This window comes from Bradyrhizobium iriomotense (assembly GCF_030160715.1).
Taxonomy (GTDB): Bacteria; Pseudomonadota; Alphaproteobacteria; order Rhizobiales; family Xanthobacteraceae; genus Bradyrhizobium; species Bradyrhizobium iriomotense.
The window spans coordinates 54,747-71,421 of record NZ_BSOW01000016.1 but is presented as its reverse complement, the minus strand read 5'-3'; the positions used below and the strand labels follow the sequence as shown (position 1 = coordinate 71,421).

General features: G+C 65.8%; 12 protein-coding genes and 1 tRNA gene. 3 read left to right on the top strand and 10 right to left on the bottom strand.

All coding sequences use genetic code 11. The features are described 5' to 3' along the window. Positions 1–1,220 precede the first annotated feature (1,220 nt). From QQL28_RS22925 to QQL28_RS22895, 7 genes are all read right to left on the bottom strand, one after another. On the bottom strand, positions 1,221–2,213 hold the full coding sequence (locus QQL28_RS22925) for a substrate-binding domain-containing protein (protein ID WP_284268912.1): 993 nt from the start codon (positions 2,211–2,213) through the stop codon (positions 1,221–1,223). A 122-nt stretch (positions 2,214–2,335) separates the two neighbouring features. Continuing rightward, positions 2,336–3,388 carry an ABC transporter permease gene (locus QQL28_RS22920; protein WP_284268911.1) on the bottom strand — a complete coding sequence of 351 codons (1,053 nt, stop codon included), beginning with the start codon at positions 3,386–3,388 and terminating at the stop codon, positions 2,336–2,338. Then, positions 3,381–4,919, bottom strand: coding sequence for a sugar ABC transporter ATP-binding protein (locus tag QQL28_RS22915; protein WP_284268910.1), 1,539 nt, complete (start codon positions 4,917–4,919; stop codon positions 3,381–3,383). Before QQL28_RS22915 ends, QQL28_RS22920 begins: the two co-directional genes overlap by 8 nt. After that, on the bottom strand, positions 4,916–5,917 hold the full coding sequence (locus QQL28_RS22910; protein ID WP_284268908.1) for a LacI family DNA-binding transcriptional regulator: 1,002 nt from the start codon (positions 5,915–5,917) through the stop codon (positions 4,916–4,918). Before QQL28_RS22910 ends, QQL28_RS22915 begins: the two co-directional genes overlap by 4 nt. 193 nt (positions 5,918–6,110) lie before the next feature. Continuing rightward, positions 6,111–6,187 (bottom strand) — tRNA-His (locus QQL28_RS22905). A 243-nt stretch (positions 6,188–6,430) separates the two neighbouring features. After that, the gene (locus tag QQL28_RS22900; RefSeq protein WP_284268906.1) at positions 6,431–6,865 is read right to left on the bottom strand and encodes a phasin; all 435 of its coding nucleotides are present in this window, start codon (positions 6,863–6,865) and stop codon (positions 6,431–6,433) included. A gap of 422 nt (positions 6,866–7,287) precedes the next feature. Then, entirely contained in the window at positions 7,288–7,671 is a 384-nt protein-coding gene (locus tag QQL28_RS22895) for a phasin (RefSeq protein ID WP_284268905.1), read from the bottom strand. Between the two features lie 352 nt (positions 7,672–8,023). On the opposite strand from QQL28_RS22895, the gene QQL28_RS22890 reads away from it, so the two are divergent. Continuing rightward, the gene (locus tag QQL28_RS22890; RefSeq protein WP_284268903.1) at positions 8,024–11,317 is read left to right on the top strand and encodes a PAS domain-containing protein; all 3,294 of its coding nucleotides are present in this window, start codon (positions 8,024–8,026) and stop codon (positions 11,315–11,317) included. Between the two features lie 198 nt (positions 11,318–11,515). On the opposite strand, the gene QQL28_RS22885 is transcribed toward QQL28_RS22890, so the two are convergent. Continuing rightward, a complete protein-coding gene (locus QQL28_RS22885) occupies positions 11,516–12,727 on the bottom strand; it encodes an NnrS family protein (protein ID WP_284268901.1) in 1,212 nt (403 codons plus the stop codon). Positions 12,728–12,865: 138 nt separating this feature from the next. On the opposite strand from QQL28_RS22885, the gene QQL28_RS22880 reads away from it, so the two are divergent. Then, entirely contained in the window at positions 12,866–13,579 is a 714-nt protein-coding gene (locus QQL28_RS22880) for a Crp/Fnr family transcriptional regulator (RefSeq protein ID WP_284268900.1), read from the top strand. Here the strand turns inward: QQL28_RS22880 and QQL28_RS22875 are convergent, their stop codons facing one another. Together QQL28_RS22875 and hemN are read right to left on the bottom strand one after the other, a co-directional pair. Continuing rightward, complete coding sequence (locus QQL28_RS22875; protein WP_027525198.1) at positions 13,580–13,777, bottom strand: DUF1858 domain-containing protein; 198 nt, start codon at positions 13,775–13,777, stop codon at positions 13,580–13,582. Positions 13,778–13,975: 198 nt separating this feature from the next. Beyond that, positions 13,976–15,328, bottom strand: coding sequence for an oxygen-independent coproporphyrinogen III oxidase (gene hemN / locus QQL28_RS22870; protein WP_284268899.1), 1,353 nt, complete (start codon positions 15,326–15,328; stop codon positions 13,976–13,978). Between the two features lie 248 nt (positions 15,329–15,576). Between hemN and nirK the strand changes: the two genes are divergently transcribed. Then, positions 15,577–16,671, top strand: a complete 1,095-nt coding sequence (nirK, locus tag QQL28_RS22865) for a copper-containing nitrite reductase (RefSeq protein WP_284268898.1) — start codon at positions 15,577–15,579, stop codon at positions 16,669–16,671. Positions 16,672–16,675: the final 4 nt, after the last annotated feature.

The window sequence follows — 16,675 nt, the reverse complement described above, 5'->3', positions numbered from 1 at the left end:
TTCACCTTTCGGGGATCGCTTCGTGATGACTTCTTAAATCATTGCTCGCGCTGGCACAGTTGGTGGGTACTGCCGCCACCTACGGCGTGTAGTCATTAAGCGACTGGCCGACTTATATCCGCTCAACCCCCAACAGTGGTGGAAGAGCGGACCTTGCCCGAGGTCGCAGAAGGACCATAAGCCGGCATCGCGACGGCGCGAGCGGGCTACGTTCTGTTGGCCGCTATGTCGATAACTCCAAATCGTCAGATGGTCCTGCGCCATCCGAATTGCCGGTATCGGAATGCTGTGATACAACTCTGAGCTGTCGGGATTGCATTTACGTCCATTTGGGAGGCACCTTATGAGATTCTCGTTAGGCTTCGCCGTGCCGTCAGTCGTCACCACCTTGGCAACTGTCTTGCTGTGCAGCACAAGCGGCACCGCAATGTCGCAACCCACACCAAGCTCCACGCTGCCCGCCGTCTCGGTGGAAGCGCCGAAGGCAAGACCAACTGCTGTGCCGCGGCAGGGGCCGACGACCGCGACATCCCACCACCGGACATCAGGCTCATCAACCGCTCAAACGCCGTCGTTCGCGCCGAATACAGTCTTGGGGAGGCTTGCCAAGCTGGAGAGAGAAGCCCGCAGCTGCAACGGTGGTTGCGAAACAAGTTTCAGGGTCGGCAACGCTCCCTGGGTTGGATGTAGCCTTGCCGGCCAGGGAGGGGTTGATGGGAGCATGTTCTCGCCAACGTGCACAGACACGCTCAGCTACAACACTTACGCGCAGTGCGTAGAGACCAAGGCTTTCCTTGGGGCGCAACCCAGAGAATCTCGGTGGATTTGCACCAGCCTGCTGGCCGGGGGCAAGTTGCCCGGCGAAAAGCAATTCGCCGAGCAATCGGGCCGCCGCTAGTCCACGCCGCCCGCTGGCTGTATCGGTGACATAGGATAGCATGGCTCGAACGTTTCGAGCCATGCGGAATGCCCGCTTCGGGTCATTCGCCTCGTTTTTCTGTAAGCCAATTACTTCTGATCTACCCCCAACTTCATGGGACATTCGCGAGTGAGCTAAACCAAAGCGCGATGAGATTGAGATCAATCGTCATCGCGCTTTAGGTTGTTGTTTGAGCATGATCTTTTCGGAAAACCGCTTCGCACTTTTCCGGATCATGCTCTAGCAGCCCGCAGCGAGCACGGCCGATGTCAGGCCGCGCCCGCCACACCGAGCGATGCATTCAGTTCTGCATCAGCTGCTTCGCGTTGTCGGGCGTGATCGCGGTGGTCGGCACGGTCACCACGGTCGCCACCTTGTCGGCGCAATCGAGCAGGATCGACTTCGCCATCTCGATCGCCTCCGGGCCTCCGGTCGGATAGGTGAAGGTTGCCGCCCACTCGCCTTCGGCAACCGCGCGGATGCCGCCGGCCGGCCCGGGCAGGCCATCCGTGCCAAGGATCTTCACCTGATCGAGCTTGCCGGCGCCCTTGGCCGCGAGGCGCGCACCGGCGGCCATCATGTCGTTGCTGGCATAGACGGCCTTGATGTTCGGATGAGCCTGGAGCATCGCGGCGAACGCCGTCTGCGCCTTGTCCGGCAGCCAGTCGGCGGCCTGCTCGGCGACGACCTGGACCTTTGGATTGTCCTTCACGCCGGACTTGAAGCCGTTGAGCCGTTCGACGGCGGGCGTCGAGCTCGGCAGGCCCTGCAGCACCGCCACTTCGCCGCCTTGCGGCAGCAGCTTGTCGGCGACGTATTTGCCGGCCTCCTCGGCGATCTTGAAATTATCGCCGCCGATGAACGCCGTATATTCCTTGCCGGCCTCGCCGACCGTCTTGCGGTCGAGCTCGATGACGGGAATGCCGGCCTTCATGGCGCGCGCGACGACCGGCGTCAGGGGCGCGGCCTCGAACGGCGAGATCAGGATCAGGTCCACCTTCTGGGTGATGAAATTGTCCATCTGCGAGGTCTGCGTGTTGACGTTGCCGGCGCCGTCGGCGATCTGCAGCTTGAATTGCGGCACCTTCTTCGCCGCAGCGGTGAGCTGGTCGTTGACGTGCTGGCGGTAGGGCTCGGCATTGTTGGCCTGCGAGAAGCCGATGACGAACTCCCCGGTCTTGCTGCACTCCTTGACCAGCGGTGCCGCCTGCGCTGCACCGGCAACGAGCGTCGCCGTGCCGGCGCCCAGCACCAGATTGGACCAGAACCTTGCTCTTGTAGATACGCGTCGCATGATTTCACTCCCCTGTTTGCCTACTTGCCTTGAACATTCCGCTGCTGATGAGCGGTCCCTTCCCGGCAGTCGCTGGTCACCGCCAGGTCTTCACGCCGCCCTCTTCACGTTGCCCTTGGGGGTCAACGACCCAATCCCTCGCGGCGACGAACGAGAGATTGAAGAACCGCGGCCACGACGATGATCGCGCCGGTCGCGAGCAGTTGCAGCGCGGCATTGATGTTGTTGAGCTGAAGGATGTTGGCCAGTGCGCCGAGCATGATCGCACCTGCGATCGTGCCGATCATCGAGCCGGCGCCGCCGAACAGGCTGGTGCCGCCGATCACCACCGCCGCGATCGCAGTCAGTTCATAACCCGTGCCGTCATTGGCGCTGCCGAAATTGAACTGGCCGGCGTGCACGATGCCGGCGATGGCCGACACCAGACCCGTGATCGCGTAGACCGAGATCTTGACCAGCGTGACCGGCACGCCGGAAAGCCGCGCCGCCCGCTCATTGCCGCCGACCGCGAAGACATAGCGGCCAAAGCGCGTGAAGTTCAGCACGAAGATGGCCACGATCGCGACGACGAGAAACACCAGCGTCGCGACCGGAACCGTGTTGTTGAAGAGCCGATCGCCCAGCACCGAGAAGATCGGCGGCGCAAGACCCGGACCATTGCCGTAGGAGATGTTGATGTACTGGTTGTTGGAGATCACCAGCGCCAGGCCGCGCGCGACCTGCAGGCCCGCCAGCGTCACGATGAAAGCCTCGAGGCGGAAGCGGGTCGAGATCGCGCCCTGCGTGCAGCCGAAAAGGGCGCCGCAGGTCATGACGAACAGCAGGGTCGGAACAAGTCCCCAGCCCCAGGTCGTCATGATGGTGGCGGTGAGCACGCTGCACAGGCTGAGCAGCGCGCCGACCGACAGATCGATGCCCGCGGTGATGATGACGAAGGTCATGCCGACGGCGATGATGCCGGTCTCGGAGATCGCCCGCACGATGTTCGCGATGTTGTCCGGCGCCAGGAACAGGATGGAGCCGTGCCGCCGCGGCGAGAAGATGACGCCGCCGATCGCGACGAGGATGAGGCCGATGACGCTCTGAAAGCGGACTGCGATGGCGAAGAAATCGAGACGGCGCCTCGGCGTGGACTGCACGGGTGTGGATTTCACGAGCGTTGCGGCGTCATTCATCGCTGTCGTCCTGACTGGATTCGGCTACCGCGAGGATGTCGTCCTCCGCGGCGCCGGCGGGAAACTCGGCTACCGTGCGCCCGCCCCTCAGCACGATGATGCGATCGCACAGGCCGATCAGCTCGGGCATTTCGCTAGAGGCGACGAGAATGCCGACGCCTTGCGCGGCGAGCTCGCGAATCCGGGCGTAGATTTCGCCCTTCGCGCCGACATCGACGCCGCGCGTCGGCTCGTCGAGCAGCAGCAGGCGCGGCTCGCCAAGCACCTCCTTGGCGAGCGCGACCTTCTGCTGGTTGCCGCCGGAGAGCGCGCCGACCGCAAGCTCCGGCCGCGGGGGCCGCACGTCGAAGGCCTTGATCGCCTGACGGGCGAGCCTTGCCTGGCGCACCTGCGACATCAGAAAGAACGGCGACACGCGCCGCAGCACCGAGGCGACGAGATTGCGTTCGACGCTGTCGCGCAGCATCAAGCCGGCGCCCCGGCGATCGTCGCTGACGAAGGCGACGCCGGCGCGGCGCGCCTCCGGGATCGAGGTCAGCCTCGCCGGCCGTTCCTCGACCTCGACGCGGCCCGACCAGGCGCCGGGACCGCCCGCGCCATAGAGCACCGAGAGCAGCTCGGTCCGTCCCGCGCCCATGAGGCCGGCGAGACCCACGACCTCGCCGGCGCGCACGTCGAGCGAGACCTCGCGCGGCGCACGCCAGCCGGCGCGCGGCCGGCGCGGACGCCAGGCGGCCCGCTCCAGATTCAGCACGCGGCGGCCGAATGCGCCGCTACGGCGCGGATAGAGCTCTGTCAGCGGCCGTCCGACGAGCAACGCCACGAGATCGGATTGCGGCGCGGTCGGCGGCGCCGTCCCTGCGATCCTGCCATCGCGCAGGACCGTCACGCGGTCGGCGACGCGCGGCACCTCTTCGAGCCGATGCGAGATATAGACGATGCCGACACCGCGCCTTGCGATCTCGCGCATCACATGAAACAGCCGCTGTACTTCCGCGGCAGTCAGTGCGGCCGTCGGCTCGTCCATCACGAGAATGCGCGAGGCGTAAGTGAGCGCCTTGGCGATCGCGACGATCTGCCGCCGACCGACCGACAATTCACCGACCGGCTGATCGACATCCACATCGAAGCCGATCTCATCAAGCCGAGCCCGCGCCGCGCGGCGCATCGCGCCGCCATCGAGCACGCCTGCCCGCGTCAATTCCCGGCCGAGGAACAGGTTGGCGGTCACATCGAGGCTCGGGACGAGATCGAGCTCCTGAAAGATCGTCGCGACGCCCGCGGCCTGCGCGGCGCGTGGATCGGTGAAGCGGACGGCGGCGCCGTCAATGCGGATCTCGCCCTGATCCGGCGCGATCACGCCGGAGAGAACATTCATCAGGGTCGACTTGCCCGCGCCGTTCTCGCCAAGCAGCGCGTGGATCTCCCCGCTCTCGAGATCGAAATCGACGCCGCGCAGCGCCTGTGCGCCGCCAAAGCTCTTGACGATGCCGCGCATGGCGAGCAGCGGGGTCTGGGAGCCCGTGTTCATTTCGGCCTCCCGCAGGATTCGCGCTCGATGATCGCAGCATCAAGTTGAATGGTGCGCCGTGCCCCCTCCGGCGCGGCGATCCGCTCCATGAGCAGGAAAGCGGCGCGCCGGCCGATCTCCGCGCAGGGCTGCGCCACCAGCGTCAGGCGCGGCTCGAAGCAATCGGCCCATTCGAAATCGTCGAAGCCGACGATCGAGATATCCTTCGGCACCCGCAATCCGCGCCTGTGGATCGCTTTCATGATGCCGATCGTTGCGAGATTGTTGCCGCCGACCATTGCGGTTGGCGGCTGATCGAGATCGAGGAGCCTTTCTGCCGCCTGCATCGCGCTGTTCGTCGTCGCACTGCCGGTGACGAGAAGACGTTCGTCGACCACGCCGCCGGCGGTGGCCAGGCCCTCGCGATAGCCGGCAATGCGCTCGAGCGTGGTCGCAAATCCGGGATTGCCGCCGACATAGCCGATGCGGTGATGACCGTGCGCTGCGACCCGCGCGACGAGATTGCGCATCGCCTCGCGGTTGTTGATGCCGACCTGATCGAAGGCCGGGTCGGGCATGCGATCCACCAGCACACAGGGCAGCCCGACCTCGCGCAGATAGGCGAGCGCGCGACGCCCGGGGTCGGGGCTCGGCGCGAGGATGATGCCGTCGACGCGCCGCTGATGCAGCGCCATGACGACGTCGAGCTCCCGGCCCGGGTCGTCCTCGGTGTCGGACAGAAACACCATCATGCCGAGGCGCGCGCACTCGGTCTCGATCGCACAGATGATGTCGCTGAAATAGGGATTGGAGATCGAGGAGATGGCGATGCCGACCGAGCGGGTCGAAGCGGCCTTCAGGCTCCGCGCCATGATGTTGGGGCGGTAGCTCAAGGAGGCGATCGCCGCCTCCACGGCGCGCGCCGTGTCCGGCGCAACCCGCCGCGTGCCGTTCACGACATGCGAAACGGTCGAGACCGAAACGCCCGCCTTGCGGGCCACATCGGCGATGGTCGCCACGTCCCCTCCCGTGCCTGGATTTTGTTCAGTGATCCAAGTTTTGCGGGATTATGGCATGCGAAAACGTTTGCGCAATCGTTTTTCTAAGTTTTTATCAAACGCCGCGCGATGGCTCGTTTGCTGCCGCGCACGTTGCTTTTAAGGGCGCAAGCCGCCGCGCAAGCGAACCCAGATCATTGATTTCGGATTTCGCTGGTACAGTTGGGTGGGCTCGAACCACCGACCTCCTGTTCCACAGACAGGCGCTCTAACCAACTGAGCTACAACTGCATTTTCGCGCATGCCGCCTTTGGGCCTGCCTGAGAGGCTTGAAGCGCCGAGGGGGCTGAACGGGCCGGAAACTAGGTGCAACGGCCCTGTTTGGCAAGGCCGCAGCGAAGCTAAAATCCGGCGTAAATCACCTTACTCCAAAACAAAACCCGGGCCCTCAGGCCCGGGTTTCTTATTCTTTGGGCATGATCTTATCGGAAAACCGCTGCACACTTCTCCGGATCATGCCTCGGGCCGATCGGCTCAGGCGGCAGGCTTGTAGAACTTGGCGGCGCCGGCCTTGATCGGCTCGACGGTCTCGTTCGCGACGCGCTGGCCGAGCTCGGCGAGCTCCTTGGCCTGGGCCTGGAAGGTCTCGAGCTGCTTGCGGCTGTGGGTGGTCCACAGCTCCATCGCCTCCGTCGGCGACTTCGAGCCGAGCAGCTCCTGGGCGAAGTCCAGGTGCGCGCTGGTGTTGGCCTTCATGAATTCCATGAGCTTGGCGGTGTACTCGCCGATGCCCTTGTTGGCAGAGGTGAACACCGCCTCGATGGTGCCGTTCTGGCTCTCGGCGGCATCCTTGAACTTGGCGTAGCTTTCGCGGGCCTGTGACACGCCCTTTTCAGCAAACGCACGCACCTGCTCCGGGACCTCGAACGGAATGATCGAGGCGGAGAATGGATCAGTCGCACCTGTCATGGTTATCCCTCACAATGGTCGAAGAATGAGTGAGCCGTCTGGCGCGCCCGCCAGCCAAGGTGGCGGGTACGATAGAGGTCGAAACGCTAAAAACGAGATGGCTCGCCCAGCGCCTCCGATATTCTACGGATATCATGTCAAGATTGTGCAGCGCAAAGCAATCTGAGCTGCGTCGCCGCAATTTAATCTCGGCGAGGACGTAGTTCCTGGCCGGGGAACCCTGGGGTTGCGAGCCCGACCGCGAACCACGACGACGGTCCGCCCCCTCTCCCGCGTGCGGGAGAGGGATGAGGAGAGGGTGCCTCCGCATCGGGAGTCTTTGAGCGGAGAGAGCCCCCACCCGCGCCTTCGGCGCGACCTCCCCCGCAAGCGGGAGAGGTCGAGCGAGCCCGCGGCCCCCGCAATGACATCCTCGAAGGGTTTCAATGCTTCGGCCTGGTCGCCTCCATCGCGGCGCGGCTGACGGTCTGGCCCATTTCGCTGGCCTGCTCGGCGAGCGCCTTCATCTGCGCCTGCACGTATTCGCCGTGCAGCCGCATGATCTCGGACAGATCCTTGGCGTGGATCAGCGACTGGGCGTAGTCGAGCGAGGCCTGCACGTTGGTCTCGGCGAACGAGAGCGCCTTGGTAGAGATGTCCTTGGCGCCGGCGCGCATGCTTTCGCCCCGCTCCTCGATCGAGCCGGCCGCAGCCTGGGCGCCGCCAAGGAATTTCTCGAACGCATCACGCGCCTGCTTGAAGCTCGTCTCCGCCATGGATCGCATCTCCTGCGGAATCTCAAAACGTTCATGGGCTGGTTCGCTCATGCTGCCACTCCTGTTGCTTTGGTCTTTCTTAAGCCTTGGCCGCCCTTCATTGGGCCGCCGTTTTTTTGGAAGCGCCGCCAGCGTCGCGGCGGATGGCCTGGTCGCTATGACACGGACACGGCGCGATGGCCCGCTTCCGTAACGCCCCACAGCCGATTGCCCACATGCAACGCACGGGCGGGCTTGCGGGTTCAGCAAGATTAAGGTTATCGCGGCTTATGGTCGCTCTGCGTGGCCGGCGGAAGTGGACCTGCCGGCGCGCGCAGGCGATACTAACCTTTTCTTAACGCTGCCGTTCCCGCGGCAAGGACGACGATCAAGAGTTGCGTGACCACGAGAACAAGCCGGTTGGATGAATAGTTCGGATTTCCAGTTGCGAGGCGTGGGCGATCCGCGGCTGGCCGTGCATGCGACCTCCGTCTTGCCGGCGTGGCTGTGGTCGATCGACGGCGCGCGCGTGGTCTGGGCCAATCCGGTCGGCGCAAAACTGTTCGGCGCGGCCAATGCCGTCGAGCTCGCCAAAAAGACCTTCGGGCCGGCCGATCCGCACCGCCGCCAGGTCGCGCAGCTCGGCCGCCGCCTGGTGCCCGGCGGCGCGGTGCGGCTGGAGCGGCTGCGCGGCTTTGGCAGCGCGCTCGGCACGCTGATGACCTGCGCCTGCGCGCGGCTCGAATTTCCCGACGGCAGCCAGGGCGTGCTGGTCGCTGCGATGTCGACGAGCGGCCGCGTCATGCCGCTGGTCGAGCGGCTCCGGCGCCTCGTCGAAGGCGCTGATGTGCCGATGGCGGCCTTCGCACCGGACGGCCTGTTCATCGGCGCGAGCGAGACCGCGCGCGTCCTGCTCGGCTTTCCCGATCTCACCGCGGCAGGCCTCGATCAGCTGCGTCGCGCTGCGCTCGCGCAAGGGCGGGCCGAGACGCCGCTCGGCATCGGCCACATGGTGCTGCAACGGGTTGGCCTCGGGGCCGATACCGGCCTCGTCGCGCTGTACGAGCCCGGCGCAGCGCAAGGCGCGCAGGAGCCGCGAGATATCGTACCGGAGACGACGTCCGAGCCGCCTGCCGTCGAGCCGCCCGCAACGCCGCCGCTGCCCGACTACGAGCAGCCGGCGCTGGTCAACGAGGCACCGGCCGAATTCGCGCTGTTCGACGCTTTTGCCGAGCCGCCCGAAGCCGAGGCGCCCACTGAGGAGGCGCCGGAGACGCCCGCAGCCGAAACTTCTGCGAGCAAAGAAGCGGTTGATAACCCGGCCGAAGACATTGTCTCGCCAAAAGCCGAGCCGATCAGCGCGGCGATGGACCAGCCGCCCCAACTTGCGGACGCGCCCGCCACGCCGCGCAATCAGCCGATGCGCTTCCTGTGGCAGATGGATACGGTCGGCCGCTTCGTGCTCGGCTCGGACGATTTCACCCGCCTGATGGGCGCGCACACTGCCGCCGGCTTCGGCCGCCTGTGGTCGGAGATCGCGCAAGAATATGCGCTCGATCCGGAGGGGCGCGTCGCCAAGGCCCTCGCCACGCGCGACACCTGGGCCGGCATCATCGTGAACTGGCCGGTCGATGGCGGCGAACGCCTGCCGGTCGAGCTCGCCGGCATTCCGATCTACGACCGGCTGCGCAATTTCGCGGGCTTCAAGGGCTTTGGCGTCTGCCGCGATCTCGACGGCCTCAACCGGCTCGCTGCCTTGCGGCGCTTCGAGCTGTTCACCGATCCGCCCACGCCGCAAAGCCTCTCGGCCGACACGATCGAGCCCGTCACGGAGCCGGAGCCCGAGCCGCCGCCGGCCGCATCCGACATTCCAGAGCCCATTGCCGAACAGCCCGAACCTTTCACCGACGCGAATTCACAACAAGCCGATTTGGATAAGCAAGTGGAAACGCCCCCCAACGTCGTGCCGTTCCGCCCGCTCGGCGACACGAAATCGCCGGTGCTGACGCCGGTCGAGAACTCCGCCTTCAACGAGCTCGCGCGGCAATTGTCCGAACGGCTCGAGCGCGAGCGGGACGCGGCCGCAGCCTCCGTCGAGCCGCAAGAGACAACGAAGGCGACCATCGAGGAGCCGCCTGCCCCGCCCGCAGAGGAAGCGCCGCGCGCGCAGGCCGAGTGGCTGACCGAGCCCGAGCCGCCGCCGCGCGGCGAACCCTTGCGCGACCGCGCGCTGCTCGATCTCGTGCCGACGGGTATCCTGATCTACCGGCTCGACCGCCTGCTCTACGCCAACCCCGCCTTCCTCGCGCGCGTCGGCCATGCCAGCCTGAATGCGCTGGAGGAAGCCGGCGGGCTGGACGCGCTCTACGTCGCGCCGGGCGTCTCCTCCGAAAGCAGCACGTCCGAGGCCGGCACGCCGGTGACGATCAGCACGACCGAAGACTCCGATGCGACCGACGCCCGCCTGCACACCATCACATGGGACGGCGACAGCGCGCATGCGCTGATCTGCGAGCTGCCGCAGGCAGCGCCCGTCGTCACCGAATCCGTCGTCGCTACGGAAGAGCCCGAGCCCGCGTTCGAGGAAGAGCCGGAGTATGAGGCCGGCCAGGCCAATGCGGAAGATCTCGCCGCGATCCTCGACACCACCGCCGAGGGCATCATCATGTTCGATGCCGAAGGCAACATCCACGCCTGCAACCGCAGCGCCGAGGCGCTGTTCGGCTATGACGGCGAGGCGCTGCTGCAGCAGAACCTCACTACGCTGTTCGCGCCGGAAAGCCAGCGCGTGGTCATCGACTATCTCGACAGCATCAGGGGCGGCAACATCGCGAGCCTGCTCGACCACGGCCGCGAAGTGCTGGGCCGCGAAAGCAAGGGCGGCGTCATTCCGCTCGCCATGATCATGGGCCGCACCCAGCCCGACGGCCCGAACTTCTTCGCCGTGTTCCGCGATCTCTCCCAGAGCAAGAAGGGCGAGAGCGAATTGAAGCAGGCACGGCGCCTCGCCGACGGCGCGGCGAGCGCCAAGGCCGACATGCTGGCGCGCATCAGCCACGAGATCCGCACCCCGCTCAACGCCATCATCGGCTTTGCCGAGGTGATGATCTCCGAGCGCTTCGGCTCGCTCGGCAACGAGCGCTACGGCGACTACATGAAGGACATCCGCGCCTCCGGCGAGCGCGTGATCGCGATCATCGCCGATCTCTCGGAGCTTTCGCGGATCGAGACCGGCAAGCTCGATCTCACCTTCGGCAATGTCAATCTCAACGATCTCGTCGAGGCGTGTGTGACGGTGATGCAGCCGCAGGCCAACCGCGAGCGCATCATCATCCGCACCTCGCTCGCGCATGCGCTGCCGCAGGTCTCGGCCGATGCCCGCGCGCTGCGGCAGATCACCATGAACCTGATCGGCAATTCGATCCGGCTCGCGAGCGCCGGCGGCCAGGTCATCGTCTCGACCGCGCTCACCGACCGCGGCGAGGTCGCACTTCGCATCCGCGACACCGGCCATGGCCTTTCCGAGAGGGAAGTCGCCGCCGCCATGGAGCCGTTCCGCACCCCGCCGCCCTCGGACGCCTCGGAAAGCGCCGGCCTCAGCCTGTCCCTGACGCGGGCGCTGGTCGAAGCCAACCGCGCCAGGTTCAACATCAAGAGCGCGGCGAACACCGGCACGCTGATCGAGGTCGTGTTCGCCCCGTCGCTGGCAAGGGCTTAACGCCAATAGCTTGAGTTGCATCGATCGGGCCGCGGGCTCGTTCAACCTCTCCCGCTTGCGGGGGAGGTCGCGCCGTAGGCGCGGGGGGCTCTCTCCACTTGAAGACTCCCGATGCGGAAACACCCTCTCCCCAACCCTCCCCCGCAAGCGGGGGAGGGAGCGCATCTCCTTCGTAGCAACAGCCGGACTCATCCTGCTTTACCGCGCCGGCACCGCCGCGCGCGGGATTGCCAGCGCGCGCCAGCGGCTGCCGACGAGCAGCGGGCCGAAGGCTATCGCAAACCCCGCGAACGCCGCGATCCAGCCGAATGCCGCAACATGCAGCAGCACCTCGCCATGCGCAGGCGAGACCGCCGCACAGACCCGCGCCAGCGCCGCCACGATGATCGCGGCGTAGATCGCTTGCGTCGCGACGGAGGCCGTCAGCGCCTGTCCGGTATGGCCGAGGCTTGCGCGCGTCATCACCGCGAGCGTCATCACACCGGCCGCCCCCGCCATCCAGGCGTGAATGCCCGCGCTTGCCGGCAGCGCGCCGAAGCTGGCTGCCGCATGTAAGAGGAAGCCGAGCGGCACGAAGGCGTAACCGATGTGCAGGATCAGCAGCAGCCGCTCGCGCGTGGTGCGGTCGCCCGCCCAGCGAACGAGGCGCACGATATGCAGCACGCCGGCGAGCGCCATAGCGATACCGGTGATCGCGCTCAGCGGGCTCGCGATCCAGCACAGCAGCGCCAGCGCGCTCAAGGCGATCACGCCGCCGTCGAAGCGGCCGAACGGCACCGGCAGGCGGCCGGGATTCATCTTCACCAGCCAGTTGCGCGTGAAGCTCGGAATGATGCGGCCACCGATCAGCGAGAGGAGCAGCACGACTACGCTGATGCCGATGCGGATGCTGTAGTCCGCGGCGCCCTCAAGATGCGCCTCCAGATGGAACGCGGCGTTGCCAGCGAGCAGCAGCGCCACCAGCATCACTACCGGCAAATTGCGCCAGTTCTTGCCCGCGGCGATCTCGCGCAAGGCGGCGGCGACGACCAGCGCCAGGAACGCGGCATCAATCGCAAGCGCAAAGCCCCAACCGAGCCCGGCCGAGCACGTCACCGCGATACGGCCCGCGAGCCACACGATCGCCAGTGCCGCGAGCGGCGTGCCCTGGATCGGCAGCCGCCCAGTCCAGTTCGGGATCGCCGTGAACAGAAATCCGGTGATGACCGCCGGCAGGAAGCCGTAGAGCATCTCATGCACATGCCAGTCGCGCGGCGCAAATGCGGAACTCAGCGACAGCTCGCCGTAGAAGAGCGGCAGCCAGACCAGGATCGAGATTGCGGCCTGGATCGCGGCCAGCAGGAAGAACGGGCGAAAGCTGTGCGCCAGCAGCGGCCAGCCTTGGTGGGTACGGGAACGGGCGCCAGCCATGTGACAAAAACTCCGGTTCGATCAGGCTTTGCACACAAAAATACCGGCACGGGGCGGCCGAGTTTTGCGCTAACGCAAATTGCCGGCCGAATGGCGTGCAATCACAAAATCCTGAAAAGTTCGCGCCATGGAGGCAGAATGGCCAAGGTCGACCCGTCGCTGGTTGCGCATTTGCCGCTGTTTGCCGGCTTCACGAACGAGGAGCTCGAGGAGATCCTGCGCGAGGCGCGCTCGTCGCGTCATCCGAAGAACAGTGCGGTCTTCGTGCAAGGCGAGGACGCCCATTCCTTCTTCCTGCTGCTGCACGGCCATGTCCGCGCCGCCAAGACCACGCCGACCGGCGAGCAGATCGTGGTGCGCTATGTGGCGCCCGGCGAGACCTTTGGCCTCGCGATGGCGATCGGGCTCACGCAATATCCGGCGACCGCCACCGCGGTGGACGACAGCGTCGTGCTGGCCTGGCCAACCGGTGCCTGGCCGCGGTTGGTACAAAAGTTTCCGGCCCTCGCGACCAACACGCTGCAAACGGTCGGCACGCGCTTGCAGGAGAGCCACACCCGCATGCTGGAAATGTCGACCCAACAGGTCGAGCAGCGCGTCGCCCATGCGCTGCTGCGGCTTGCCAAGCAATCCGGCAAGAAGCTCGACCACGGCATCGAGATCGATTTTCCGATCAGCCGCCAGGACATCGCGCAGATGACCGGCACCACGCTGCACACCGTGAGCCGCATCCTGAGCGGCTGGGAGAGCCAGGGCCTCGTCGAAAGCGGCCGCCAGCGCATCATCCTGCGCGAGCCGCACAAGATCTTTGTGCTGGCCGAGCAGAGCGCGGATAGCGGCTCGGCACGCTGATCACGCCGGAACGCTTTCGCACAGCGCGGCGAGGAATTTTGCGCGATCGATGCCATGCTCGCGGCAGGCATCGTCGACGGTGTGGAAGCAGGCGATCGGACAGCCGACGCACGCCATCCTGAACTCAAGGAACACGCGGATCGTATGTGGCGCCGAGCGCATGATGTCGTCGACGAGATCGTCAGATCGGAAGGGCATGAGGGACTCCGTTCCGATGAGAAGGTAGCGGCTTTGTCGAGATGCTCTTTGTCGAGGCGCAAGCTCGCGCCGGTTCCTCCGCCCTCATTCCAGGGGGCGCGTCAGCGCGAGCTCGCAATCGATCGTGCAGCGAGCTAAACGGAGCAATGGATTCCGGGCTCGCGCCAAGTGGCGCGCCCCGGAATGACGAGAGGTGAGTCACACCGCCCGGCTATGCAGCTGCTTGGCGGCGTCCAGATGCGCGTCGAAGGCGGCAGCGACGCTGCGGACGAGGAAGCGGGAATCCCCGGTGACCGCGAGCCGGTTGCCGTCGAGCCTGACCACGCCATCGGAGATCAGCGTCTTCAGCCGCGGCGCGGATTGCAGCATCGCATCGGCTCTCGCGCCATGCCGGGCGCAGATCGCGCCGAGATCAGCGCCGTAGTCGCACATGATGCGCTCGATGATGTCGGCGCGCAGCCGGTCGTCGCCGGTCAGCGCGTAGCCCTTGACGGTTGCGAGGCGGCCGGCCTCGATGGCCTTCGCATACGAGACGATCGAGACCTCGTTCTGGACATAGCCCTGCGGCACATGGCCGATGGCGCTGGCACCAAAGCCGAGCAGCACGTCGCTCACATCGGTCGTGTAGCCCTGGAAGTTGCGGCGCAGCGTCCGGCTCGCGAAGGCCAGCGCCATGGCATCGTCCGGCCGCGCGAAATGGTCGAGCCCGATCTGCACATAGCCGGCCTCCTTGAGCGCATTGGCGATCGCGCAGGCCTGGTCGTGACGCGCCGGGCCTGTGGGCAGAACGGCCTCGTCGATCTTGCGCTGGTGCTTCTTGAAGTTCGGCACATGGGCATAGCCGAACACCGAGAAGCGATCCGGCTCGAGCTCCAGGCTGCGCCGCACGGTGTCCAGACACGAGGCGATGGTCTGGTGCGGCAGCCCGTAGATCAGATCGAAATTGACGCCCTTGATGCCGGCGCGCCGCAAGTTCCGGGTAACGGCTGCGGTCTGCTCGAAACTCTGCACGCGGTTGATCGCAAGCTGAACGCGCGGATCAAAGCTTTGCACGCCGAGGCTCGCGCGGTTGACGCCGGCGAGCGCCAGCGCGTCGGTCATCTCCGGCGTCAGTGTCCGCGGATCGATCTCGATCGCGATCTCAGCCGACGGCAGCACGAAGAACGCCTGCCGGATCGCCGCCATCAATTCGGTGAAGGCCTCCGGCGCCATGATCGTCGGCGTGCCGCCACCGAAATGGATGTGCGCGACCTTGATGCGGCGGCCGATGGTGTCGGCCACCAGCTCGACCTCGCGGCACAGCGTCCGCTGATAGGCGGCGATCAGATCGTCGCGACGGGCGATCTGGGTATGACAGCCGCAATACCAGCACATCTTTCGGCAGAACGGCACGTGCAGATAGAGCGAGGTGCTGACATTGGTGGGAAGCCCGGCGAGCCATTGGCCGTAAGCCTCGGCGCCGACCGCGGGCGAGAAGTGCGGAGCAGTCGGGTAGCTCGTATAGCGCGGCAGACGTTCGTCGCCATAGCTCGCCGCGAGATCCGCTCTCATGTCCTGATTCAATCCTGGTTTTGGACGGGACGCGCGCCCCGCAAGTCCTTGGCTAGCCCGGATTTGGCCGGTCCACCTTGCGCTCGCTCAAAGTACAGCGGCAATCACCGATCCTGCTGCGGTAACCAACCTAAGGACTGCTCCGGAGGCAAATCAGGCGGAAGGTTGTCGCAGCACAAACTCCCTTGCACCAGGAAGCGCAGAGTGGGTCCCGTCATCAAGACCTTTTCAGATGAAGGATGCTTCCGATGTTAACCCGCAGAGCCGCATTGATCAGCGCCGCCGCGACCGCCCTCATGCTGGCGACACCCGCCTTTGCCGCCAATGATCTCAAGCTGCCGCGGCAGAAGGTCGAGCTGGTCGCGCCGCCCTTCGTGCACGCTCACGAGCAGGCCACGACGCAGGGCCCGAAGATCGTCGAGTTCACGATGACGATCCAGGAGAAGAAGGTCGTCATCGACGACAAGGGCACCACCTTCCAGGCCATGACCTTCAACGGCTCGATGCCCGGGCCGCTGATGGTCGTGCATGAAGGCGACTATGTCGAGCTGACGCTGGTCAACCCCGCGACCAACACCATGCCGCACAACATCGACTTCCATTCCGCGACCGGCGCGCTCGGCGGCGGCGAACTCACGCTGGTCAACCCGGGCGAGCAGGTCGTGCTGCGCTGGAAGGCGACCCGTACCGGCGTGTTCGTCTATCACTGCGCGCCCGGCGGCCCGATGATTCCCTGGCACGTCGTCTCCGGCATGAACGGCGCCGTGATGGTGCTGCCGCGCGACGGGCTGAACGACGGCAAGGGCCACGCGCTGAGATACGACAAGGTCTACTACATCGGCGAGCAGGACATGTATGTGCCGCGCGACGAGAAGGGCAACTTCAAGTCCTATGACTCGCCGGGCGAAGCCTACACCGACACCGAGGAGGTGAAGAAGAAGCTGATTCCCTCCCACGTCGTGTTCAACGGCAAGGTCGGCGCGCTCACCGGCAAGAACGCGCTGACTGCCAAAGTCGGTGAGAACGTGCTGATCGTGCACTCGCAGGCCAATCGCGATAGCCGGCCGCATCTGATCGGCGGCCATGGCGACTACGTCTGGGAGACCGGCAAGTTCTCCAATGCTCCGGAGACCGGGCTCGAGACCTGGTTCATCCGCGGCGGCTCGGCGGGAGCGGCGATGTACAAGTTCCTGCAGCCCGGCATCTACGCCTACGTCACGCATAATTTGATCGAGGCCGCCGACCTCGGCGCCACCGCCCACTTCAAGGTCGAAGGCAAATGGAACGACGACCTGATGACCCAGGTGAAGGCGCCTGCGGAAATCCCGGCCCCGACCAACTGATCGC

Excerpts from the sequence above, each read along its gene's own strand:
- QQL28_RS22925 (WP_284268912.1), bottom strand. The coding sequence starts at position 2,213 with ATGCGACGCGTATCTACAAGAGCAAGGTTCTGGTCCAATCTGGTGCTG.
- QQL28_RS22920 (WP_284268911.1), bottom strand. The coding sequence starts at position 3,388 with ATGAATGACGCCGCAACGCTCGTGAAATCCACACCCGTGCAGTCCACG.
- QQL28_RS22915 (WP_284268910.1), bottom strand. The coding sequence starts at position 4,919 with ATGAACACGGGCTCCCAGACCCCGCTGCTCGCCATGCGCGGCATCGTC.
- QQL28_RS22900 (WP_284268906.1), bottom strand. The coding sequence starts at position 6,865 with ATGACAGGTGCGACTGATCCATTCTCCGCCTCGATCATTCCGTTCGAG.
- QQL28_RS22895 (WP_284268905.1), bottom strand. The coding sequence starts at position 7,671 with ATGAGCGAACCAGCCCATGAACGTTTTGAGATTCCGCAGGAGATGCGA.
- QQL28_RS22890 (WP_284268903.1), top strand. The coding sequence starts at position 8,024 with ATGAATAGTTCGGATTTCCAGTTGCGAGGCGTGGGCGATCCGCGGCTG.
- QQL28_RS22885 (WP_284268901.1), bottom strand. The coding sequence starts at position 12,727 with ATGGCTGGCGCCCGTTCCCGTACCCACCAAGGCTGGCCGCTGCTGGCG.
- QQL28_RS22880 (WP_284268900.1), top strand. The coding sequence starts at position 12,866 with ATGGCCAAGGTCGACCCGTCGCTGGTTGCGCATTTGCCGCTGTTTGCC.
- QQL28_RS22875 (WP_027525198.1), bottom strand. The coding sequence starts at position 13,777 with ATGCCCTTCCGATCTGACGATCTCGTCGACGACATCATGCGCTCGGCG.
- hemN (WP_284268899.1), bottom strand. The coding sequence starts at position 15,328 with ATGAGAGCGGATCTCGCGGCGAGCTATGGCGACGAACGTCTGCCGCGC.
- nirK (WP_284268898.1), top strand. The coding sequence starts at position 15,577 with ATGTTAACCCGCAGAGCCGCATTGATCAGCGCCGCCGCGACCGCCCTC.